22 protein-coding genes, 1 riboswitch and 1 other annotated feature are annotated in these 21,520 nt (G+C 37.2%); of the genes, 10 read left to right on the top strand and 12 right to left on the bottom strand.

The genetic code is table 11. The features are described 5' to 3' along the window. The first annotated feature begins 335 nt into the window (after positions 1–335). Positions 336–1,547, top strand: a complete 1,212-nt coding sequence (locus tag Q0X02_RS06000) for a DUF819 domain-containing protein (protein ID WP_297813006.1) — start codon at positions 336–338, stop codon at positions 1,545–1,547. An 84-nt stretch (positions 1,548–1,631) separates the two neighbouring features. Then, positions 1,632–3,047, top strand: coding sequence for a beta-Ala-His dipeptidase (gene pepD / locus Q0X02_RS05995; RefSeq protein WP_297813003.1), 1,416 nt, complete (start codon positions 1,632–1,634; stop codon positions 3,045–3,047). A 187-nt stretch (positions 3,048–3,234) separates the two neighbouring features. On the opposite strand, the gene Q0X02_RS05990 is transcribed toward pepD, so the two are convergent. From Q0X02_RS05990 to Q0X02_RS05930, 12 genes are all read right to left on the bottom strand, one after another. Then, positions 3,235–4,398: a pyridoxal phosphate-dependent aminotransferase gene (locus tag Q0X02_RS05990; RefSeq protein WP_297813000.1), complete on the bottom strand. Its 1,164-nt coding sequence runs from the start codon at positions 4,396–4,398 to the stop codon at positions 3,235–3,237. A 1-nt stretch (position 4,399) separates the two neighbouring features. Further along, positions 4,400–5,755 carry a phenylacetate--CoA ligase family protein gene (locus tag Q0X02_RS05985; protein ID WP_297812997.1) on the bottom strand — a complete coding sequence of 452 codons (1,356 nt, stop codon included), beginning with the start codon at positions 5,753–5,755 and terminating at the stop codon, positions 4,400–4,402. After that, positions 5,748–6,641: a thiamine pyrophosphate-dependent enzyme gene (locus Q0X02_RS05980; RefSeq protein ID WP_297812995.1), complete on the bottom strand. Its 894-nt coding sequence runs from the start codon at positions 6,639–6,641 to the stop codon at positions 5,748–5,750. The genes Q0X02_RS05985 and Q0X02_RS05980 overlap by 8 nt, the downstream gene beginning before the upstream one ends. Continuing rightward, positions 6,634–7,779, bottom strand: a complete 1,146-nt coding sequence (gene porA / locus Q0X02_RS05975) for a pyruvate ferredoxin oxidoreductase (protein WP_297812993.1) — start codon at positions 7,777–7,779, stop codon at positions 6,634–6,636. The genes Q0X02_RS05980 and porA overlap by 8 nt, the downstream gene beginning before the upstream one ends. Before the next feature lies 1 nt (position 7,780). Continuing rightward, on the bottom strand, positions 7,781–8,068 hold the full coding sequence (locus tag Q0X02_RS05970) for a 4Fe-4S binding protein (protein WP_297812992.1): 288 nt from the start codon (positions 8,066–8,068) through the stop codon (positions 7,781–7,783). Beyond that, a complete protein-coding gene (locus Q0X02_RS05965; protein WP_297812989.1) occupies positions 8,049–8,585 on the bottom strand; it encodes a 2-oxoacid:acceptor oxidoreductase family protein in 537 nt (178 codons plus the stop codon). The genes Q0X02_RS05970 and Q0X02_RS05965 overlap by 20 nt, the downstream gene beginning before the upstream one ends. Positions 8,586–8,636: 51 nt before the next feature. Beyond that, positions 8,637–8,860 (bottom strand) — a binding site (T-box leader). A 98-nt stretch (positions 8,861–8,958) separates the two neighbouring features. Continuing rightward, positions 8,959–9,255: a DUF5960 family protein gene (locus tag Q0X02_RS05960; protein WP_297812985.1), complete on the bottom strand. Its 297-nt coding sequence runs from the start codon at positions 9,253–9,255 to the stop codon at positions 8,959–8,961. After that, positions 9,252–9,608 (bottom strand): hypothetical protein, encoded by a 357-nt coding sequence (locus tag Q0X02_RS05955; protein ID WP_297812982.1) that lies wholly within the window; start codon positions 9,606–9,608, stop codon positions 9,252–9,254. Before Q0X02_RS05955 ends, Q0X02_RS05960 begins: the two co-directional genes overlap by 4 nt. Further along, the gene (locus Q0X02_RS07845; protein WP_366094118.1) at positions 9,589–11,007 is read right to left on the bottom strand and encodes a Y-family DNA polymerase; all 1,419 of its coding nucleotides are present in this window, start codon (positions 11,005–11,007) and stop codon (positions 9,589–9,591) included. Before Q0X02_RS07845 ends, Q0X02_RS05955 begins: the two co-directional genes overlap by 20 nt. 11 nt (positions 11,008–11,018) lie before the next feature. Further along, entirely contained in the window at positions 11,019–11,561 is a 543-nt protein-coding gene (locus Q0X02_RS05940) for an ImmA/IrrE family metallo-endopeptidase (protein ID WP_297812979.1), read from the bottom strand. 3 nt (positions 11,562–11,564) lie between these two features. Continuing rightward, a complete protein-coding gene (locus Q0X02_RS05935; RefSeq protein WP_297812976.1) occupies positions 11,565–11,975 on the bottom strand; it encodes a helix-turn-helix domain-containing protein in 411 nt (136 codons plus the stop codon). A 201-nt stretch (positions 11,976–12,176) separates the two neighbouring features. Continuing rightward, positions 12,177–13,538, bottom strand: a complete 1,362-nt coding sequence (locus Q0X02_RS05930) for a YjiH family protein (protein ID WP_297812974.1) — start codon at positions 13,536–13,538, stop codon at positions 12,177–12,179. A 122-nt stretch (positions 13,539–13,660) separates the two neighbouring features. Here Q0X02_RS05930 and Q0X02_RS05925 point away from each other — a divergent pair, with 122 nt between their 5' ends. The 8 genes from Q0X02_RS05925 to rlmD all read left to right on the top strand — a co-directional run bounded on the left by Q0X02_RS05925 (position 13,661) and on the right by rlmD (position 21,409). Then, entirely contained in the window at positions 13,661–14,422 is a 762-nt protein-coding gene (locus Q0X02_RS05925) for an AIM24 family protein (RefSeq protein ID WP_297812971.1), read from the top strand. Between the two features lie 124 nt (positions 14,423–14,546). After that, positions 14,547–14,828 (top strand): hypothetical protein, encoded by a 282-nt coding sequence (locus Q0X02_RS05920; protein ID WP_297812968.1) that lies wholly within the window; start codon positions 14,547–14,549, stop codon positions 14,826–14,828. Between the two features lie 15 nt (positions 14,829–14,843). After that, positions 14,844–16,019: a hypothetical protein gene (locus tag Q0X02_RS05915; RefSeq protein ID WP_297812965.1), complete on the top strand. Its 1,176-nt coding sequence runs from the start codon at positions 14,844–14,846 to the stop codon at positions 16,017–16,019. An 82-nt stretch (positions 16,020–16,101) separates the two neighbouring features. Beyond that, on the top strand, positions 16,102–17,046 hold the full coding sequence (moaA, locus tag Q0X02_RS05910; protein ID WP_297812962.1) for a GTP 3',8-cyclase MoaA: 945 nt from the start codon (positions 16,102–16,104) through the stop codon (positions 17,044–17,046). A 1-nt stretch (position 17,047) separates the two neighbouring features. Next, entirely contained in the window at positions 17,048–17,962 is a 915-nt protein-coding gene (locus Q0X02_RS05905) for a cyclic pyranopterin monophosphate synthase MoaC/MOSC-domain-containing protein (protein ID WP_297812959.1), read from the top strand. Positions 17,963–17,981: 19 nt separating this feature from the next. Continuing rightward, a riboswitch (TPP riboswitch) is annotated at positions 17,982–18,077 on the top strand. A gap of 75 nt (positions 18,078–18,152) precedes the next feature. Next, on the top strand, positions 18,153–19,454 hold the full coding sequence (gene thiC, locus Q0X02_RS05900; protein ID WP_297812956.1) for a phosphomethylpyrimidine synthase ThiC: 1,302 nt from the start codon (positions 18,153–18,155) through the stop codon (positions 19,452–19,454). Positions 19,455–19,592: 138 nt separating this feature from the next. After that, positions 19,593–20,069 (top strand): MarR family winged helix-turn-helix transcriptional regulator, encoded by a 477-nt coding sequence (locus Q0X02_RS05895; RefSeq protein WP_297812954.1) that lies wholly within the window; start codon positions 19,593–19,595, stop codon positions 20,067–20,069. A gap of 125 nt (positions 20,070–20,194) precedes the next feature. Beyond that, entirely contained in the window at positions 20,195–21,409 is a 1,215-nt protein-coding gene (rlmD, locus tag Q0X02_RS05890; protein ID WP_297812951.1) for a 23S rRNA (uracil(1939)-C(5))-methyltransferase RlmD, read from the top strand. Positions 21,410–21,520: the final 111 nt, after the last annotated feature.

Here is a 21,520-nt window from a genome sequence, read left to right as displayed (position 1 = left end):
CCTCTATCATTATCCAGGATAGAGGGTATTGTTTTGAGTAAACAAAGATGTTATAAGAGATTAAAATCATTTCTACGGTTGTATTTATGGTTATATATGGCTAGTGTATAAAATAAACGGTCGCAAATTTATTATTATGAAGAGGTATAAAGATAAATATTTTTATGTTAGATAAAAAAAACGATTTGTATTTAATAGTTTAATTACCACAAAAAAAACGATGTAAAGCTAAGAATAACACAAAAAATTTTATAATTAATTTTAAGAAACGCTTGCATAAAATTTTTGTCAGTATTATAATAAAGTCGAATAAAATATTTTTAAGGAGGATTCTTATGGGTTCATTGATTAGTGCCGAAAGTACTTGGATACTTTGGGCTGTGTTAGCATCAAGTGCTGCTCTTGCAATATTCTTGGAGCAAAGGTATTCATGGGCAAGCAAGGTTACAGGATGTATTTTGGCTTTGACTTTTACTTTAATTTTGTCAAATCTTAAAATCATTCCAACAGAAGCACCAGTTTACGATGCTGTGTGGGGTTATGTAGTTCCTTTGGCTGTACCAATGTTATTATTTAATGCTGATATCAAAAAAATTGGTAGAGATTCCGGAAGAGTTTTAATTATTTATTTATTAAGTGGTATTGGAACGATTCTAGGTGGATTTGTAGCTTATTTCGCATTGAAGAATGCGATTCCTGCTTTGAATGATATTGTTCCAATGTTTGTTGGTACTTATACTGGTGGTTCAGTAAACTTCGTTGCAATGAGCCAACAATACAAGGTTCCTGGGGCAACTGTTTCCGCTGCATTAGTTGCAGATAATTTACTGATGGCACTATATTTCTTCTCGTTGATGGCTCTTCCAACAATGGCTATTATCAAGAAGCATTATAAAATGCCGCTTGTTAATGCGTTGGAAGAACAATCTGAATCTGACAAAGAAGCTAATAAAACTATGGCTGCAAAATACTGGGGAGCAAAGGAAATTTCTCTTAAAGATATCGCTTTTACAGTTGCATTGTCATTTGTTATTGTAGCTGTATCAGACAAATTAGCTACAGTTTTCGAAGGCTTATTCAAAGGCGAAGGTGCTGTAAGTGCAATTTTAGGTGGATTATTGGGAAATAAGTACTTGTTAATGACAACAATTACTATGATTATTGCATCAGTTTTCCCTAAACAAATTTCATCAATTAGAGGTAGCCAAGAAATTGGTACTTTCTTGATTTATTTGTTCTTCGCAGTAATCGGAGCACCAGCATCAATAGGATTGATTTTGAGAGAATCTCCATTGTTATTAGTATTTGCATTAATCGTTGTACTAATCAACTTAGTAATTTCATTGATATTTGGAAAACTTTTCAAATTCAACATTGAAGAAATAATTATCGCATCCAATGCGAATGTCGGTGGACCTACTACTGCAGCAGCAATGGCAGTATCAAAAGGTTGGACAGAACTTATAGTTCCTGCACTTCTGGTAGGTACATTAGGTTATGTAATTGGTAACTACTACGGTATTCTTTCAGGAATATTGTTACATTAATTTATAAATCCGGACACATTCTTTGGGTTAATCTCAAAGAATGTGTTTGTTTGAACAGTAATTTGAACATCAAAAGGAGAAAATATGTTAGAAAATTTAAAGCCGGAAAGAGTGTTTTATTATTTTGAAGAATTGACTAAAATTCCTAGAGAATCTGGAAATGAACAAGCAGTTAGTGATTTCTTGTACAAAACTGGAAAAGAATTGGGATTTGAAACAATTCAAGACGAAAGTAATAATATTATAATAAGAAAGCCAGCTCATCCTGATTATGTTGAACATCCTTCAGTTGTAATTCAAGGTCATATGGATATGGTTGCAGAAAAAGCTGACGGTGTTGAACATGACTTTTTGAAAGATGCTATTCCACTCGTTGTTGATGGAGATTGGGTTAAAACAGAAGGCACTACTTTGGGCGCAGATGATGGGATTGCAAGTGCGATTGGTCTTGCAATTATGGAAGACAAAGACGCTAAGCATCCAGCGCTTGAATTGTTGGTTACTACTAACGAAGAAACTACAATGGTAGGTGCGAGAGCTTTAAAGAGAGAAAACATAAAAGGAAGAAAACTTTTGAATATTGACGCTGAAGTTGAAGGAATTTTGTTGTCTGGTTGTTCAGGAGGACACAATATAATTGGTACGAAAAAGTTAAATTACGTGGACAATAAAATGAAAAACACATTTGTGATGAACATTAACAATATGCTCGGTGGCCACTCTGGAATGGAAATTCACCAACAAAGAGGTAACTCCATTAAATTTGCCCTTGAAGCTTTGAAATTAATCGAAGAAAAATCTCCTGTAGCACTTGTTAGTATCGAAGGTGGAACAAAACACAACGCTATTCCAAGAGATGCGAAGGTTGTGTTCAGTTCTAACGCAGACGATTACGATATTGATTTTTCTGATTTGATTGCAAAATATCCTTTGGACAAGGATATGAGAGTTAAAATTGAAAAATGCGAAAATGCTGATAAAGTATTGGATGATAAAGACAAAGACGAAATTTTATCTTTCATCGAAGAGGTTCCTCACGGAGTTTACAGCATGATGCAAGAATACCCAGATATCGTTGAATGTTCCAACAATTTGGCTATTTTTGAAATAAAAGATGATGTGTTGAAGGTAACTATTTCTCTTAGAAGTTCAAACCCAGAAACTTTCGATGCACACACTGAAGATGTGTCAAAAGTTTACGAAAAATACGGATTCGAAGTGAAGAAGGAAGATTATTACAAACCATGGGCGTTCGCAAACGATTCCGAATTGAGGAACTTGGCGCTTGAAACTTACAAAGATTTGTTTGGTAAAGAAATGAAGGTGGAAGTAGTCCATGCAGCATTGGAACCAGCAGTATTCATCGACACTTTCCCAGATATGGAAATGATATCTATAGGACCTACTATGAAAGATGTTCACAGTCCTAAGGAAAGACTTTCAATTGAATCTACACAGAGAACTTACGAATTTGTAAAATCGCTTCTCGAAAGACTTTAAATTTGATAATATAAATTGTGGTAAAAAGGCCCTTATGTACAAAATTTTAAATATTAGAGCGTAAGGATTTTTCTGCGTTTGAAAATCCAAACAACAAGAAAAACAACTAAAATCACTCTCATAAAAAAGCAGCACTAATCATTGTTTCGATTAGTGCTGCTTTTATTTAGAGGTATGAAATGTATGATTAATCGTCTAGCAATTCGTTGATTTTACGCAGGCGATTAATGGCTTCAATCAATGTGTCGTCGTTTTTTGCAAAGTGAAATCTAACGTAATCGTTGTTGTCGTCTTTGAAAAACGATGAACCCGGCACGGGTGTCACGCCGATTTTTTGTGACAATTCGACGCAGAAATCATAATCTGATTTGCGGTTGAATTTGGATATGTCGACCATCACGAAATAAGTTCCCTGTGGAGAATAGAAGTCCAGTCCTATTTCTTTCAATCCGTTTAGGAAGATATCTCTTTTGTGAGTGTATTTTTCTTGGAGTTGTTCATAATATTTATCTTCAAATTCAAGCCCAACTATCGCTGCTTCTTGCAGTGGGGCGGCGGCTCCGACTGTAAGAAAGTCGTGCACTGATTTGATTGCCTGAGTGATTTCTCTGTTGGCGATGGTGTAGCCAAGTCTCCAACCTGTAATCGAGTATGTCTTCGAAAGAGATGTCGTGGTGATTGTTCTGTCTTTCATTTTCGGCAATGATTGAAAATACGTGTGCTTGTAAGGTTTGTAGACTATGTGTTCGTAAACTTCATCTGTTATGACGTAGGTGTCGTATTTTTCTGCAAAATCTGCGATGATTTTCAGTTCATCTTCCGTGAAGACTTTCCCAGATGGATTAGAAGGGTTGCAGAGGATGATTGCTTTTGGGTTTTGTTTGAAGGCATTTTCCAATTCGTCAATGTCAAAATCAAAATTTGGAGGGTTTAATTTTACAAAAATTGGGTGTGCTCCCGACAAAATCGCGTCGGCTTTGTAGTTTTCGTAGAATGGAGAGAATATGATGACTTTGTCTTGGGGGTTGGTTATTGCCATCATTGTTGCCATCATCGCCTCTGTGCCGCCGCAAGTTACGACGACATTTTCATCAGGGTTTGTTTTTATTCCGGTGAATTTTTCGTGTTTTTGTGCAATGGCTTCTCGCAAGTTTTTTGCACCACAAGTTATGGCGTATTGGTGTGGGCCTTTTACAGAAACATCTCGAAGTCTGTTGAGTATTTCAATTGGCGGCTCAAATTCGGGGAATCCTTGTGCCAAGTTTATGGAGTTGTATTTGTTGGCTACCAGTGTCATTTTTCTGATGACAGATTCGGTGAAGCTGGTAGCATTTTTGGATAATTCTTTCATTTTATTTTCTCTCGTCGATTATTCTGTTCGCTTTGTGAGTTTGTCGTGGGAGATATCCGTCTTCGTGGATTAAGATATCTGCAGGTTTTACGCCGAGATTTACTTTCAATATTTTCCAGATGTTTTCTTTTAACTTTTCTTCGTCAGTGACATCGTCCGTCTTTTCCACTTCAACTGAGTAGGCTGTGCTGAGGTTTTTGTTGAAAATTCTGATTCTGTATTCTCCGGTGATTCCTTCTACTTGTCTTATTGCGTGTTCCACATCTGATGGAAATACGTTCACGCCAGAGACTATGAACATATCGTCTAATCTGCCGACGATGTAGATTCTCGTTGATGTTCTTCCACATTTGCATTTGTTTTTGTTGATGTAGCCGATATCTCCTGTTCTGAATCTTATCATTGGTCTAGCTTGTTTTCTCAATGATGTAAACACGAGTTCTCCAATTTCTCCTTCTGGAAGGACTTCTCCTGTTTCAGGATTAATCACTTCGACTAAAATCTGGTCTTCTGCTATGTGAAGGCCGTCTTTTTCTTCGCACATTCCAGCGCACGCTCCGAAGATGTCGCTCAATCCGTAGAAATCATACAAGTCGGCATCCCACAATTCCTCGATTTTTTCTCTGGTAGCTTCGATTGAACCGCCCGGCTCTCCTGCGACGATGATTTTCTTCAAGGATAATTCTTTTGGATTATATCCGAGCTTTTTTGCACTTTCTCCTAAGTACCAAGCGTAAGATGGAGTCGTCCAGATTATTGTTGGCTTGTAGTTGACAATTATATTTATCAATTTTTCAGATGGAATCGTGCCTGCCCATACACAAAGTGCTCCTACATTTTGGGCGCCGATTACATCAGGGCCACCTACGAAAAGCGAGAAATTAAGCGCATGAACATATCTGTCATTTTTTCTCATACCTATTTGATAAAACAATCTTGATTGTATGTTTTGAAATTCGTCGAAATCTCTTTGTGTGAATGGGGAAATAGTTGGTATTCCAGTTGAGCCAGAAGATGCAGATATAAACACAACGTCGTCTTCACTTGTACATGCCATCTGTCCGAGGAAACTTCCTTTGTGTTGAGTGTCCCGTTCGGTTTTCTTGTTGACAAATGGATATTTTGACAATTCTTCGAGAGATGAAAATTCATACGGATTGAGGAATTTTTCGTCGAATTTTTTTCTGTAGTATTCGGAATTTTCGTATGCGTGTATTAGGGTAGTTTTCAACTCTTGTAGTTGCAATTTTTCGATTTCTTCACGGCTTAGAGTTTCAAATTCTTCCTCCCAGTATTTTGACGTTCTTAAACTTTCTAATTTTTCAATTGATACTTCTTTTATGTTGTTTCTAATCATTATTTGCTCTCCTTAATTTGTTTTCATAATTTTTGATTGTGTTTGCTTCTATTATTTCTATTTCTGTGTCTGTTAAATGCTTGTATCTTCGTTGACTTCTGATGTAATCGTGGACTGTTTTTCTGTTTTTGATTTCTTTGATGTGAAATTTTCCGTTCTCGTATTCTTCCAACGGAAACAGACAATTGTCGACGATTTCTTTTGCCAAATCAATGGTGTTTTCGGTTTCATAGCCCCAACCGACAGGACAAGGGGACAAAACGTGAATGAATTTTGTTCCTTTAATTTTGGATGCCTTGTCAACTTTGTCGATATAATCTTGAATGTATCCGACAGAGGCTGTTGCAGCATAGGGAATGTCGTGAGCTGCGATTATATCGAAAATATTTTTCTTATTTCTTGTGTTTCCGTGAATGTTTTTGCCGGCAGGAGTTGTAGTTGTCGAAGTTCCAAAAGGTGTTAGCGAAGATTTTTGGATTCCGGTGTTCATATACGCTTCGTTATCGTAGCAAATGTATATTACATTATCTCCACGGTCGATGGCTGCGGACAACGTCTGAAATCCAATGTCTGCTGTTGCACCATCTCCTGCAAATCCTACTATTTGCAAATCTTCAATTCCCAAAGCTTTCGCACCTTCGTAGATGCCACTGAGCATAGAACCCGTGCCTGCGAATGTCGAAATAATCGAATTGTTTTTGAATGCGAGTTGTGGAAAATTAAATCCAACAGCGGACATACAACCTGCCGGAAGCACCGATATAACTTTGTCTGCGAGGACTTTCAAAGCGATTCTAACCGCAAGTGCAGCTCCACAGCCAGAGCAGGCTTTGTGCCCGTAAAAGTATTCGTCTTGTGTGATTGTGCGTTTGTTTATATTACTCATTGAACTTTGCTCCTATAAAATTAAGTTCATCTCCATCGCTTTTTATTTTTTCAAAGATTTCAAAAATATTTTGGCGAGTGATGTTGCGCCCACCGAGACCTGCGACGAAGTTTTTCGATTGAGTGTCCACGACAGACTTAATATTTGTGTAGACTGTTCCAAAATGACCGAATGAAATATCTTTTTCCAATACGCCTATTTTCTTGGCGTTTTGCAAAGCTTGTCTTATGTTTTCTGCCGGAAAAGGTCTGATGTATCTTATCTTCAAATAACCGACTTTTTCGCCTCGTGTTCTCAGCTCGTCGACCACGTTTCTCACTAAACCAGAGATAGAGCCTATTGAAATCAAAACATAATCTGCGTCATCTACTTTGTAGCTGTCGATTGCACCGCCGTAATCTCTGTTGAAAATCTGCTTGAATTTGTTGCGAGATTGTTCGATTACTTCGAGGGAATTTACAATTGATTGATGTTCACGGATTTTCCATTCCAAATTATCTGCGGGTCCGACAGAAAATCCTAAGTTTTTTGGATTTTTGAAGTCGAACTTGTTCTGCGTCTGAAACTTAGGCAAAAATTCATCCACATCTTGTTGTTCTGGAATTTCTACAGATTCGTAAGTATGGGTCAATTCGAAACCGTCCAAGTTTATCATCACAGGGCTCGACACTTTCTCGTGTTCTGCTATGAAATACGATTCAATCACAGTGTCGAGGGCTTCTTGTGCATCTTCAACGTAGACTTGAATCCAACCACAATCCAGCTGTGACAGTGAATCTCGTTGGTCTCCGAAAATGTTCCAAGGAAGTGCAGTTGAACGATTAGCGTTCACCATCACGATGGGGAATTTTCCGCCAGCAGCGTATGGGAGACACTCAGCCATATACAACAGTCCCTGAGAACTTGTCGCCGTGAATGTTCTCGCGCCAATAGCACTCGCACCAATAGCACACGAAAGCGCAGAGTGTTCACTTTCAACGTGGACAAATCTCGAATCCAATTTTTTTTGTTCTACTATTTCCGACAATTTTTCCACTATTGTTGTCTGCGGAGTAATCGGATAAGCAGAAATGACATCGGGCTTTGCAAGTCGAACTCCTTCTGCCACAGCTTCGTTTCCTGACAAAAATCTTCTCATCTTATATCCTCTCAATCGCATTAAACGTGCAAATCTTTCGGCAAATGCCACATCCCTTGCAAAAATCTTGGTTGATAATCACATAATTATCACGCTTTTCAATCGTTCCATCTGGACAATACAAGTAGCATTCCAAGCAGTTTTTGCATTTGTCTTTGTCAACGAAGAAATCAAAACTTCGGTATGAATCGTTCGTTGCAGTGAGAAATCCCGCCTCGTAGTAAGTTCCCAACGGAATATCGTCGATTTTTTTAAATCCGTTGAATTGCTTAATTTCTGGTCGGTTCATTTTCTTCAACACTCCTTAAAACTTTTTCGAATAATTCTACATTCTTGTCAACAAATGACGCATTCAAATAATCCTTAAAACTATCCACAATATGACTTTTATCAATCACATCTAATTTGGACAACAACGCTCCAATCATCGCCGTATTTGTAATCGGCTTATGTAAAATTTCCAATGCAAATTTTGTCGCATCGACAGAAATCACATTCGTATTTTCAAAATTTCTCGACGAATTGACAAAAACTGTGCAGTTTGTGAAATTTTTTAATTCATTCACATCGAACAGCGACTCATCGAGTATGACCAAATAATCTGGGTCTTCATTTTGCGTTCTGTCATTTATTTTTTTGTTGTCGATTTTCGTGAAAGCACTCACAGGCGCTCCCCTTCGTTCAGGGCCAAATGTGGGAAAAGCCAACGCATACAATTCTTCGCATTTCACACAGGCATTGCCGATTATTTTCGAAGCAGTGAATGCTCCTTGACCTCCTCTTCCTCTGAAAGTAATGTTAATCATTTCATCCTCCTAAAATTTGTAATAAAAAAAGCCCCTTCTATTATTGCTAATAGAAAGGGCGAAATATCCGCGGTACCACCTTTTTTGTGTATTCAAATACACCACTTCAAGCTCCATCAAGCTCTAACTTATGATAACGGAAGTTGCCGTACAGTCCTAATATCGAACTGTCCCCTCAAAGACCATATTCATCACAACATCAATTTGCTCTTCTCACCAAATAGAGCTTCTCTGTAAAATCTATTTATGACTACTCTTCTTTTCTGAAGGTTTGATTTTTAATCATTATACAATCCGAAAAAAATATTGTCAAGTATTTTTTGAAAAATTTATAAAGCCATAAAACATTACACTTAAATTTAACGAATAGTATTTACTTTTGAATGTCTGTTATTTTCTTGTGTCCAACGTATTCAAAAAGCACGATGGATTTGTTTTCTTTTACAAAATTTTTTCTGAAGATGAAAAAGTGGTCTTGATCGTCTTTTGCATTTTTTGAATTTAATCGAAAGTAATTGTGTCCAGTGGATATCATATTTTCCAAGATGTCATCGGTGAGAAAGCTAAGCGGTATGTTTATTTTGGAATATTCGTAGAAGTCTTTCTCAAAAGCGATGAAATTTTCTGAAAAATAATCAAATTGGTATGTGTTTTTCTGTAATTTGTTCATATTTCTTCTCCGAGGGTGATGTTTACAATGTCATCAAATTGTATTTTTATCATTTCATCATTTGACTCGAAAAACACCGTGTCATTTTTCAATTCATAGATTGTTCCGACTAGTGGCGAGTTTGAGCTTCGGGTGTAGATTTCCACTGTCAAATTGTTAAGATAAGATTGACTTATCAAAACGAGAAGAGAAGAAGCACTCTGTTGTTCTATTTCAAATGTCTCATCGGTTATGCCGTTCAATGCACTTGTGTGTTCTGAAAGGAAAAATCCCATCCACTTTGCCATTTGTCTGTCACAGTATTCCCGTGCTGATTTGTAGGGGAGATAATTTCTAATAATCATAAGTACCATCCATTCCTCCGCAGTGACCTCCGATTAGTTTGCTGCGTTCGATTACACGAGAACCTTCCATCAAAGATGTGGCCTTTTGAATAGAAGTAAACCCGTATTTGTCCCTGATTTCATCAATTGCTTTCTCGAGATTGTTTTGTTTTTCTATCTTGTCAACGTCGTCGAAAATCGAAAACTCGACGCAGGATTCATCGAGCAAATTTTCGTAGCTCACGGCAAGTCTTCTAACACTGCCCCCACTGTACTTTTTGCGAAACAATTCCATAACGTGTTCGGTAAGTTCAGCTGTTGACTGTGTTGGTGAGATTGTTTTTTGAATGTGGATTGACTTTCGCATTTCTCTGTGTGAAAAGCCGACATAAATTGACACGACACTTGCTTTTTTTCTGATTCGCCTTATTCTTATCGCAACTTGCTCGGCTATTTCTCTGAGGACTATTTCGATTTCTGTTTTTTTTGTGTAGTCTCGTGGGAGAACTTGCGAATTTCCGAGGCCTTTTGACTTGGACACATAGGGACGTGTGACTTTTGACTCATCAACTCCATTTGCGTGAAACCACAATTGAACGCCGATTATTCCGAACTCTTTTTTCAAAATATCGGGGTTTGCATTGGCGAGCTCTTTCACAGAAAAAATACACAGCTTGTTCAGTCTTCTTTTTGTTCGTTCCCCGATTCCCCAGAAGTCCGTCAAATTTTCAATCTTCCACACTTTGTCCTCGACATCTTCGTACGACCAATTTGCACGCATATTCACAGTTTTTTTCGCTTCGTTGTCGAGAGCAAGCTTCGCCAATAGAGGGTTAGCATTGCTCATTCCAACCGTTGAATACAATCCGGTTTTGTTTCGAATTTCGTTTTGAATCCTAGACGAAATCAAATCGAGCTTGTCCTTGCGCGAGATTTTCTCGTTTGGGACAAAATAATTGAGGCTCGTCGTCAAATCTATGAAGCCCTCATCAATAGAATAGGGGAGGATTTCGTCAAATGAGGCGTAGTTCATAAAAATCTTCTGGATTTTCAAATTCTCCTGAATGTAGAGTGCCATTCTCGGAGGGACAATCAAAGTGTTTTCAGCCCATTTTTCGACGTATCGGACAATCTTGTCGGTGATTTCGATGTTGTTGTCGAGTGCCCATTGGAAGTTAAACTTCCTATCGTGGACGTGAAAAGGCAAATCGAATGCACGACTGACATTTTTTTTGCCGAAAACTTTTTTGAAAGTTGGCGAACTCGCGAGGATGAGTCCACCTGCATTGTCCGAATTGCTCATCACGCAAAGGGAAGTTGTCAAGGGATTGAGATTTCTCTTGACGCATTCGACGCTCGCATAGAAACTTTTGATGTCGACAAATGCGATATCTGATTTTGGCTCTAGTGAATAATCAATAATTCCCATAATTTCTCCTTTTAATCATCATCTAATGGGCTGTAATCTTGCAAAAAAGTCGATTTGGGGTTTTCGATGTTGTAGAAATCATCTGAAAATTTGTTGAGCTTGACCATTTCTGAAATTTTTAAATTTACCAAATTGATGTCGACGCCCAACTTGTACGCCATATTCTTGTCTTCTGTGTTTTCTCGGATAACTTTAATCAAATCATCGTCGTCAATCAACAAATGAGCCGCAAAAATATTCGCCTGAATTTCAAAAATATCCGTCGGATTGAAAACCTTGTTCTCGTGAAAAGCAGCTCCATCAATGCAGTATTGCCTGTGAAGTTGGTCGTGACCAATTTCGTGAGCGAGGACGATTTTTTTCAGAGAGCCGATATTGTTGGCAATCAAAATAACCCTGTTGCGAAGAATAACTTGGTAGACTCCCAAAAGCTTTGACGGACTATCGATATAATTGAGTTTTATTCCCAACAAATCCACCAATTCTTCGGGATTTCTCGTGTGATATTTCTTCACCAAATCGTTGACTTTATCATAAATCCATCTGTTGTACATAATCTACCTGTCTTTTTTGTTCTTGCGCTTGCCGTATTTTTTGTTCTCCAATTTTGCTTGGTAGTAGCTTTCTGCAATTGCGTTAAAAAGCTTGTCCTTGTCCTCTTCCGGAAGAGAGCCACCTGCAAAAAGCCCCGACAAATTGTCAATCAACTTCTCGGCATCTTTTTTTCCTGAATATCCAAACTTATCTCTGGAATTTAAAACGAAGCTATCTTCCACAGTCAACAAAAAATTGATGTCAACATTGAAAAAATCAGCGATTTTCTTGTACATATCTTGCGTGCGTGGGCGAGTGTTTTTAGTTTCGTAGTTGCTAATAGTCTTCAAAGTCACGCCCAATTTTTCTGCGAGTTCTGTCTGAGTCATTGCCCTGTCTTCTCGCAATTTTTTTATTTTGGAACCGAAGCTCATAATAACCCTCCATATTTTTTAGAAGTTCAAATTCTCATAAAAAAATTAGAACTGTAATTACCAATATTATAAGTTAAAGTTCTAATCAAGTCAAATTTTTTAAAAATAAATTGCAAACAAAAAAATAAAAAAATCGAAAAATAAAAATGGAAAATAAAAAAAGAGAGCTCAAATTTAATTGAGACTCTCTGGCTATAAAATTTACATAAACAACAAATGTGCAATCGGTACGACGATTAAAAGCGAGATTATTGTTCTTTCAATAAAAATCACAAATAATTCGAACAAATTAACTGGGATTGATGATGCGAGTATCAGTCCTCCGACTTCTGACAAGTAGATAAGTTGTGTGACAGAAATTGTCGCCACGATGAATCTTGTCATTTGTGATGAGATTGTCTTCGCTGCGATTATTGAAGGAGTGAACATATCGCTGAATCCTACAATCATAGTCTTGGAGGCTTCGACGCTTTCAGGAACTTTCAGTAAATTCAAAAGTGGCAAAAACGGCTTACCCAAAATTTCAAATATTTGCGTGTTATTTGCAAGCACTAGTGAAATTGTTCCGATTATCATAACAATTGGCATTACCGAAAACCACATTCCAAACGCATTTTCGACTCCGTTTTTCAAAAATGCAACGACGCCTTTGTGCGAATCTGCTCGTTTCATCGCCAAATCCAATCCGTATTTTACAGATGAAGAATAATTTTCTTGTAGATTTCCCGTGTCGACATTTTGTTTTACAACGTAATCATCTTTTTTCAGTGACAAAGGTGGGATTCTAGGAACTATAATCGCACACATAACTCCTACAAAACAAACCAATAGGTAGTACACTCCGAAATAATCCACCAAATCAACTTGCGACAAAACTATTAGGCTGAATGTTATAGAAACTGCGGAGAAATTCGTTGCTATGATGGAAGCTTCTTTTGCAGAATAAAATCCCGACTCGTATTGATTGCAAGTAAGCATTACCCCCAATGTTCCATCTCCAATCCAACTTGTGATGCAATCGACAGCGGCTCTTCCCGGAATCAAAAACACTGGACGCATAATTTTTGTAAAGATTGCCCCGATAAATTCCAACAATCCAAAGTCCAACAAAAGTGGAAGTAGCATACTTGCGATGATGAAAATAATAACAAGAGATGTCAACAAATCATGTAGTATAAAAAATCCCGATGAGTCATCCACAATCATTTTTAAGAACGAATTGTAAGAAAATTTATCTCTTAAAATGACAAGCATTACGCATACAAACCCTAAAATTCTGAGAATCAACCAAGGTAATGTCACAGAAAAAGTTTGGTTCAAAAGTTTGTTGCTCTTGATAAATCCCACGTTCAAACTCGCGAGAATGCTCATCACACACGACACAGAAATTATAATCGTGCACAAAGTAGGCAAAAAGTTGCCTATTAGCTTGGCAATAAAATCTGCCAAGATTTTGACTATTATAGTCCAACTGCCCTCAAATTTTACGGGAATCATAAATATGATAATTCCGACAATCGAGGGTAATAGAAACTTTAATAGAGATTTTTCATTGATTTTCATATTATCTCCTCATTTTTGAATATTTCAAATAGTATAACATTTATAACGGCAAACCGCAAGAAAAAATTAATAAAAATCAAAAAAATTTATGATATAATTAAAAAAATGAAAAGAGGTGTTTTATGTATACGATAAAAAATTTCGAAGACAATGACGATGTCATAATAAAAGAACAAAAAGGGCCATTCAAAGTTGTAGAATACAAGAGAGATTTGTCCGTCGATTACACTCAGGCACAGAGTTCTTATTTCGCATCGGAAATGAATGTCAGAAGAAGACAATTGGTATGCGATGTAAGTCAATCAAACATTACCGTCCAAGCTGGTGCTATGCAGTGGATGATTGGAAATGTAAATTCAACTACTGGAATAAAAGGTGCAGGAGATTTTTTGAAAAAAGCTCTTCGAAGTTCCGTAACAGGGGAAACTACAATTAAACCCGAATACACTGGAAACGGACTTTTGGTTTTGGAGCCAACTTACAAGCATATAATCTTATTGGATGTGGATGAGTGGAACAACGAGATTGTAATCGAAGACGGATTGTTCTTGGCGTGCGATTCAGAATTGGAACACAAAATTATCGTGCGTTCAAATATTTCATCGGCAGTTGCTGGCGGAGAAGGCTTGTTCAATCTCGGATTGTACGGAACGGGCGTTGTGGCGTTAGAATCTTACGTTCCAAGAGAGGAATTAATCGAGATAACATTGGACAATGACGTTTTGAAAATAGATGGCAATATGGCAATTGCTTGGAGTGCTTCGTTAAGCTTCACGGTTGAGCGTGCGGGAAAAACACTCATCGGCTCTGCAACGAGCGGCGAAGGACTTGTGAATGTGTACAGAGGAAGTGGAAAAGTTTTGTTGGCACCAGTTATAAAATAAAATGCTCAAAAATAAATGCGAAAGTTTGCAAAAATTTTCGCATCTTTTTATTGTGAACAACCAGATATGATATAATAAAGAAAAGTATATTCAAAGTAATGTAAAAAACATTATGGAGGCAACTATGAATAAATTGAGAAACAAATTATACAAATACGAATTTATATCGATGATTTTGGGTGTTGTTTTGTTTTTGATTGAGATGAAAATGTACGAGAACTATCCTAGACTTGTGAGCAGTTTGATTTCTCCGTTGTCGAATATTTTCATATATATTTCTATGACGATAGTTCTATTTATTTTTCTAATGGAAACAATCAGCGTGATAAAATCACGAGATTTTGATATTTTGCTTGTCATTTTAATCATAATTGCGATATTTTTCGTGGTGTTTTATTTTATTTAAAATTTGGAGGAAGTTATGGGTATATTTGATAAATTAAAAAATCTTTTCAATTCAGAAGAAAAACAAAACGATAAACCGATTAACAGCAACGACTGGTATGTTTTTGAGTGGATAGTAAAAGAAACAGGAGAAGTCTTCTACATTGGATACGGATACGGCGATGATGATAAATCTTTCGGATTTGAAAGTTATCACGGCGACAGAATCAAAGAAAAGTTGGATGTTGAATCGAAAATAATCAAGGAAAATTTGACAGAAGATGAAGCTCGTGATTTGCAACAAGATGAACTCAAGAGGGTTTTGAAGGAAACAGACAATGTGATTATCAATCGTGTAACTCCGAATATGATTACTAGAAAATCGGGTTTATTGAAATCGGATACAACTCCTAATTACAGATTTGAGCAAGCTCCAGTGTTGTATGTCGCAGAATACGAGCAACACTATTTGAATATGGACTACGATGATTTTGACAAGGTCGATTTGGACAATTTGAAATCTGTGTTTATCGTCGAAAAAGGCGTCGACGATGAAATAGTACAAGACATCTACAAAAATGATTTGGACAAATATGTGAACCAAACAAAATCACTTTTGGAATATGAAAATGCGAAAATAGTCGACGACCAATTTGCAAATGACGTATCGGCTTGGATTTACATTGGCGACGATTCAATCGCAAAACTCAAAGAGTACGAGGACAAGGCACAAGAAAAATTGTCCAAGAAAATTCCAGTATATCATATGATGGATGTCCTAAAAAAATTAAAAGAAAAGAACAAGGATAATTTGGATGAGATTTTCAACAAAATCAAATCCGTAAAAGAGGTTGTAATCCATCCACACAACAACAGAGTGAAAGTTTTTGATATCAAGAATTTGAACGACCCTGCAAAAGGAGCGAAGGAAGGTCTTAGATATTGGAACGAAGGAGAGAAACACAGAAAAGATTCTAATCTTCAATCTGCAATCAAAGCGTACGATGAAGCGAGGGAAAACGGCTTGTGCACTCCTGGCTTGTTCAGCTCATACGCAAGTGTGTACAGAAGTATGAAGGATTACGACAACGAGATTGATATTTTACAAGAAGGAATCGAGAGATTGTCAAAACAAGACAATGTTTCTGAAAGTCACATCAATTCTATGAAAGAAAGATTGGAAAAAGCGAAGGAGCTTTTGTTAAAAGAATAATCAAAAATTTCCCCGATTTAAAATTGGGGATTTTTTGATTTTTTGGCTTTCGCTATATGATATAATATACAAAGGTGATTAAATGAAAGATTCTCTTGGAAGAAAAATAGATTATTTGAGGATTTCTGTGACAGATAAGTGCAATTTGAGATGCAAATACTGTATGCCCGAAGAAGGCGTGAAGCATTTGGCGCACAATGAGTTATTGTCTATCGAAGAAATATTGAAAATAGTCGAGGTTTTCAAGAATTTAGGAATAAAAAAAATAAGACTTACGGGGGGTGAGCCTCTCGTCAGAAAAGGAATAGTACAATTGGTTTCGGGCATCAAAAATCTTGGAATAGATGATATTTGTATGACGACGAATGCTATCAAGCTATACGATATGGCGGATGATTTGGTAAAAAACGGAGTTAACAGATTCAACATTTCACTGGACACGTTGAACAGCGAAAAATTCTACGACATAACTCGTGGTGGTGATTTGAACAAGGTATTAAAGTCCATCGACTTGTTGAAGAAGATGAAAATAACTCCAATAAAAATAAACACAGTCGTGATGAGAAATTTTAATTTTAATGAGCTTGAAGATTTTGTAAAATTCGCAGAAGATGGTGTCGTTGTTAGATTCATAGAGCTTATGCCTATCGGAGAAGCTATTGGCCGTGACGATGATTATGTGTCAAACGAGGAGATAATCAAAAAAATCGGCAATCTCAAAAAAATCGACAATCAAAAAAAATCGACAGTCGCCGAGTACTACGAAAATCCAAACGGAGCTGTCGTTGGATTTATCAATCCGATTTCTCACAAATTCTGTTCGCAGTGTAACAGGGTCAGATTGGATTGCGTGGGAAATTTATTGATGTGTTTGCATTCCAACAAGTCATATAATTTGAAAGATGCTCTTCGAAATGGCGAAGATATAAAGCAAATCATAACACGAGAAATTTTCAACAAACCAGAAATGCACCATCTACAAGAGGGAAAATTCAACAAGAGGGATATGAATACGATAGGAGGATAAAATGAAATTAACTCATTTTAACGAAGACGGGCTTCCAAGAATGGTGGATGTCTCGGACAAGAAAACCACTAAAAGAGTTGCTGTGGCTCACAGCAGAATTTATATGAAAAAAGAAACTATGCAACAAATCACACAAAAATCCATCAAAAAGGGGGATGTTTTGAGCGTTGCACAGACTGCGGCAATTATGGCTGCGAAGAAAACCAGCGATATAATCCCAATGTGCCACAATATTTTCATCACAGCAGTAGATGTGAAGTTTGAATTGGCAGATGATTTCATAGATATTTTCGTTCAATCAAACACAGAATCAAAAACGGGAATCGAAATGGAAAGCTTGACTGCTGCAAGCGTCGCTGCACTTACGATTTACGATATGTGCAAAGCAATCGACAGGTCGATGAGAATTACAAATGTGGAATTGCTTCACAAAGAAGGTGGCAAAAGTGGAATTTACGACAGGTCTGTTGACTGTGACGAGGCTGTTGTAATTGATGTGAATATCAGCGAGAAAAAGGGAACTGTGAAGACGCCGGTAGAATTTGCAGAATTAAAAGTCGACCACGGTTTGGTCGGAGATGCACACGCTGGAAATTGGCACAGACAAGTGTCTCTGTTGGCGGAAGAATCCATCGAGAAAATGCGACAAATGGGACTTGATTTAAAAGACGGAGACTTTGCAGAAAATATTACGACGAGAAACATTGAATTATTTACGCTGCCAGTTGGTCAAGTGTTGACGATTGGAGAATGCGTGTTAGAAGTGACGCAAATCGGAAAAGAATGCCACAAAGGTTGTGCAATCAAACAAAAAGTTGGCAATTGCATTATGCCAACGGAAGGGATTTTCTGCAAGGTTTTGAAGGGCGGAATAATCAAGAAAAACGACAAAATCAAACTCATAGAATTAAATTAGAAATTTGTGCTATAATATACTCGGAGTCTGGGGGTGCTTTACGCTGAGATCTTTTTGAGAAACCCTTAAACCTGCTCATGATAATGCATGCGAAGGGAAGAACTTGGATTTGTTTTTTTGCGGATACATGGATTTTGTGTCCGCTATTTTTATGTTGTCCCATTCTCCAACAAAAAACTAGGAGGAATTTATGGAATATACAACGCAATTGGACGCTGCGAAGAAAAAAATAATCACAAAAGCGATGAAAAGAGTAGCGGAAAAAGAAAACATAGACGTGGAAATTTTGAGAGAAAAAATCGAGAAAGGATACGTAGTAATTCCTGCGAACAAAAATCACAAGTCGCTTGATTTTCACGCAGTGGGAGAAGGATTGAAGACAAAAATCAATGTTAATCTCGGAATTTCAAAAGACTGCAACGACATCGAACAAGAAATGCAAAAAGTTAAAGTTGCAATCGAAATGGACGCAGAGGCGATAATGGACTTGTCGAATTACGGCAAAACCAGAAAATTCAGAGAAAAACTGATAGACTATTCCCCTGCAATGATAGGAAGCGTTCCGATGTATGATTGCGTTGGAATGTTGGACAAAGAATTAAAAGACATCACAGAAGATGAATTTTTGGAAGTTGTAGAACAACACGCAAAAGACGGAGTGGATTTCATCACGATTCACGTTGGACTAACAAAAGACATCGCACAACATTTGATAACAACAGACAGGATTACGAAAATCGTATCTCGTGGAGGCTCGTTGTTGTTTGCATGGATGCTCGCAAATAACAAAGAAAATCCACTCATAACGAGATTCGATGACGTACTTGAAATCTGCGAAAAATACGATGTTACACTCAGCTTGGGAGATGCGCTAAGACCGGGCTGCATAAACGATGCCTCAGACGACTTGCAAATTCAAGAGCTAATCAACTTGTCCAGAATGGCAAAAAGAGCCTACAAGAAAAACGTTCAGGTCATGATTGAAGGACCCGGCCACGTTCCAATCGACCAAATAGAAGCAAATATGAAAATGGAAAAAACAATTTGTAACAACGCACCATTTTATGTGCTAGGACCATTGGTAACAGACATTGCACCGGGATATGACCACATAACGGCGGCAATAGGAGGAGCCATCGCAGCAAGTACGGGAGCAGATTTCTTGTGTTATGTGACACCTGCAGAACATTTGAGACTTCCAAACTTAGAAGATATGAAAGAAGGAATCGTCGCCACGAAAATCGCGGCACACGCAGGAGATATCGCAAAGAAAATTCCAGGAGCAAAAGACAGAGACGATGAAATGAGTAGAGCTCGATTCAACTTGGATTGGAACAAAATGTTCGAACTAGCGATAGACAGCGAAAAGCCAAAAAAATACAGAAAAGAATCGCAACCGATAGAAGAAGATTCCTGCACAATGTGCGGCAAAATGTGTTCGATGAGAACGGTGAAAAAAGTGTTGAACGGAGAAGATGTTAATTTAATATAAAAGCGAATAAGTCACGATTTGCTCGTGGCTTTTCACTAAAAATCTACAAAAATATTGACAGCTTAATGCCGTTGAATTTATACTTCAAATAGTACTACAATAGGAGACAAAACCAATTTTAGATACAAGGAGAATTTTATGGACGGAATACTGGCAAAAAAATTCATAAGACTTTTACACAATATCGGTGTAAAACATTCCCACAAGAAAATCAACGACGCAGTTCGAGGAGAAAAATTGGCACTCAATTTCATAAAATCAGAAGGCGGCTCGACTTATCCGAAAGAAATAGAATATGCAATGGGGATTTCCAGCGCTAGAGTAGCGGCGATAATCAAAAAACTCGAAGAAAGAGGACTAGTCATAAGAGAAGATGACAAACTAGACGGCAGAAAAACATTGGTAAGCTTGACAGAAAAAGGAAAAGAAGAAGCTGCAGAAAGCGAAGAAAGAGTGGTTTGTGTCCTAAACGAAATGTTCGAGATTCTCGGCAAAGAAGATTCTGAAAGTATGGTTAGAATATTGGAAAAAATAGTTAAAAATCTTCCACGAATAAGAAATATCTGCGAAGAAAAATTCAAAGATATGGAAGAAAAAGAGTACAAAGACAGTTAGAAAAGTGAAAAATAATCAAAAACGATAAAAATTTCAAAAATTGCAAACCAATAGCTTGGGCAAAAACAGCCCAGGCATTTTTTATTTGAAAATTTGATATAATAAAAAGATAAAGAGGTGATTAAATGAAAATAGAACTAATAGATATGATAGATGACGGAAGATGTGTCGCAAAATACGAAGGCAAAACAGTGTTCGTAGACGGAGGAAGTGTCGGAGAAATAGTCGAAGCGACGAAAACAAACGAAAAAAAGAATTTGATATTTGCCACAAAAACCAAAACAATACAACAATCACCCTACAAAAACGAGCCACTTTGTCCGCACTTCAACGAATGTGACGGCTGCAATTTGCAAGACATTACATACAAAAAAGAATTGGAAATCAAAAAAAATTCCGTACTAAGTAAATTGCAACGAATCGCAAAATTAGATATAAAAGACACTGACATACTCACAAACTGCGAATATCACTACAGAAACAAAGTCGATTTGAAAGTGGAGAACGGGAAAATCGGATATTACAACAGAAAAACACACAACTTGGTAGAAATATCCACTTGCAAAATAGCCTCAGAATCCATCGACAAAATGATAAAATGGCTCAGCGATAAAAATTTGAACGGAACATCAGAAATCAAAATAAGAGCCAATTACAACGACGAAATCCAAATCTCCATGGATTATATATCGGATGAAATGCTCGAAAATTTAAAATCCATCGACAAAATCGTAGAAATTTATCTGAAAAACAAAAACTATGAACTGGTCTACAGAAAAAAACAATTTGTAGATAAAATCGGAGATTTATCATTCATAATAAGCCCCAAATCATTCTTCCAAGTAAACAAATACAACACTAGCTTACTCTACGACACAGCAAAACAAATGATGAACGCAGATGAATTTGACAGAATATTGGACCTTTACTGCGGCATCGGAACGACAACAATGTACATCGGAAACGGCAACAACACAATCGGAGTCGAAGTCGTAAAAGATGCAGTAAAAGATGCCAACGAAAACAAAAAACTAAACAATTTGCAAAACATAAAATTCATAGAAGAAAAATCAGAAAACGTCGTAGGAAAACTCACAAAAGAACACTTCGATATAATCCTCGTCGACCCACCACGAAAAGGAATGGACGAGAAAGTCGTCGACGCAATAATAAAATCCACCGCAAAAAAACTCGTCTACATCTCATGCGACCCCGCAACACTCGCAAGAGACTTGAAAGCATTAACAGAAAACGGATTTGAGGTTGAGGATGTCAAGTTGGTTGATATGTTCGCCAAGACAATGCACGTGGAAGCTATAGCGTTGATACAAAAGATGTAAATTTAGAAATCCTGCATTTTAAGCAGTTTTATAAGCATTTTGTATTTGAAAAAGATGAAGAAGGATATGTAAAAAAGACTCAAAAAAACTACATGGATGTAAGAGTAGTTT

This window comes from uncultured Finegoldia sp., from assembly GCF_947252345.1.
GTDB lineage: Bacteria > Bacillota > Clostridia > Tissierellales > Peptoniphilaceae > Finegoldia.
The sequence above is the reverse complement of the archived record's forward strand: the minus strand, read 5'-3'. Positions and strand labels throughout refer to the sequence as shown.

Bases quoted from the DNA above. Each gene is read 5' to 3' on its own strand.
- Q0X02_RS06000 (WP_297813006.1), top strand. From the start codon at position 336: ATGGGTTCATTGATTAGTGCCGAAAGTACTTGGATACTTTGGGCTGTG.
- pepD (WP_297813003.1), top strand. From the start codon at position 1,632: ATGTTAGAAAATTTAAAGCCGGAAAGAGTGTTTTATTATTTTGAAGAA.
- Q0X02_RS05990 (WP_297813000.1), bottom strand. From the start codon at position 4,398: ATGAAAGAATTATCCAAAAATGCTACCAGCTTCACCGAATCTGTCATC.
- Q0X02_RS05985 (WP_297812997.1), bottom strand. From the start codon at position 5,755: ATGATTAGAAACAACATAAAAGAAGTATCAATTGAAAAATTAGAAAGT.
- Q0X02_RS05980 (WP_297812995.1), bottom strand. From the start codon at position 6,641: ATGAGTAATATAAACAAACGCACAATCACACAAGACGAATACTTTTAC.
- porA (WP_297812993.1), bottom strand. From the start codon at position 7,779: ATGAGAAGATTTTTGTCAGGAAACGAAGCTGTGGCAGAAGGAGTTCGA.
- Q0X02_RS05970 (WP_297812992.1), bottom strand. From the start codon at position 8,068: ATGAACCGACCAGAAATTAAGCAATTCAACGGATTTAAAAAAATCGAC.
- Q0X02_RS05965 (WP_297812989.1), bottom strand. From the start codon at position 8,585: ATGATTAACATTACTTTCAGAGGAAGAGGAGGTCAAGGAGCATTCACT.
- Q0X02_RS05960 (WP_297812985.1), bottom strand. From the start codon at position 9,255: ATGAACAAATTACAGAAAAACACATACCAATTTGATTATTTTTCAGAA.
- Q0X02_RS05955 (WP_297812982.1), bottom strand. From the start codon at position 9,608: ATGGTACTTATGATTATTAGAAATTATCTCCCCTACAAATCAGCACGG.
- Q0X02_RS07845 (WP_366094118.1), bottom strand. From the start codon at position 11,007: ATGGGAATTATTGATTATTCACTAGAGCCAAAATCAGATATCGCATTT.
- Q0X02_RS05940 (WP_297812979.1), bottom strand. From the start codon at position 11,561: ATGTACAACAGATGGATTTATGATAAAGTCAACGATTTGGTGAAGAAA.
- Q0X02_RS05935 (WP_297812976.1), bottom strand. From the start codon at position 11,975: ATGAGCTTCGGTTCCAAAATAAAAAAATTGCGAGAAGACAGGGCAATG.
- Q0X02_RS05930 (WP_297812974.1), bottom strand. From the start codon at position 13,538: ATGAAAATCAATGAAAAATCTCTATTAAAGTTTCTATTACCCTCGATT.
- Q0X02_RS05925 (WP_297812971.1), top strand. From the start codon at position 13,661: ATGTATACGATAAAAAATTTCGAAGACAATGACGATGTCATAATAAAA.
- Q0X02_RS05920 (WP_297812968.1), top strand. From the start codon at position 14,547: ATGAATAAATTGAGAAACAAATTATACAAATACGAATTTATATCGATG.
- Q0X02_RS05915 (WP_297812965.1), top strand. From the start codon at position 14,844: ATGGGTATATTTGATAAATTAAAAAATCTTTTCAATTCAGAAGAAAAA.
- moaA (WP_297812962.1), top strand. From the start codon at position 16,102: ATGAAAGATTCTCTTGGAAGAAAAATAGATTATTTGAGGATTTCTGTG.
- Q0X02_RS05905 (WP_297812959.1), top strand. From the start codon at position 17,048: ATGAAATTAACTCATTTTAACGAAGACGGGCTTCCAAGAATGGTGGAT.
- thiC (WP_297812956.1), top strand. From the start codon at position 18,153: ATGGAATATACAACGCAATTGGACGCTGCGAAGAAAAAAATAATCACA.
- Q0X02_RS05895 (WP_297812954.1), top strand. From the start codon at position 19,593: ATGGACGGAATACTGGCAAAAAAATTCATAAGACTTTTACACAATATC.
- rlmD (WP_297812951.1), top strand. From the start codon at position 20,195: ATGAAAATAGAACTAATAGATATGATAGATGACGGAAGATGTGTCGCA.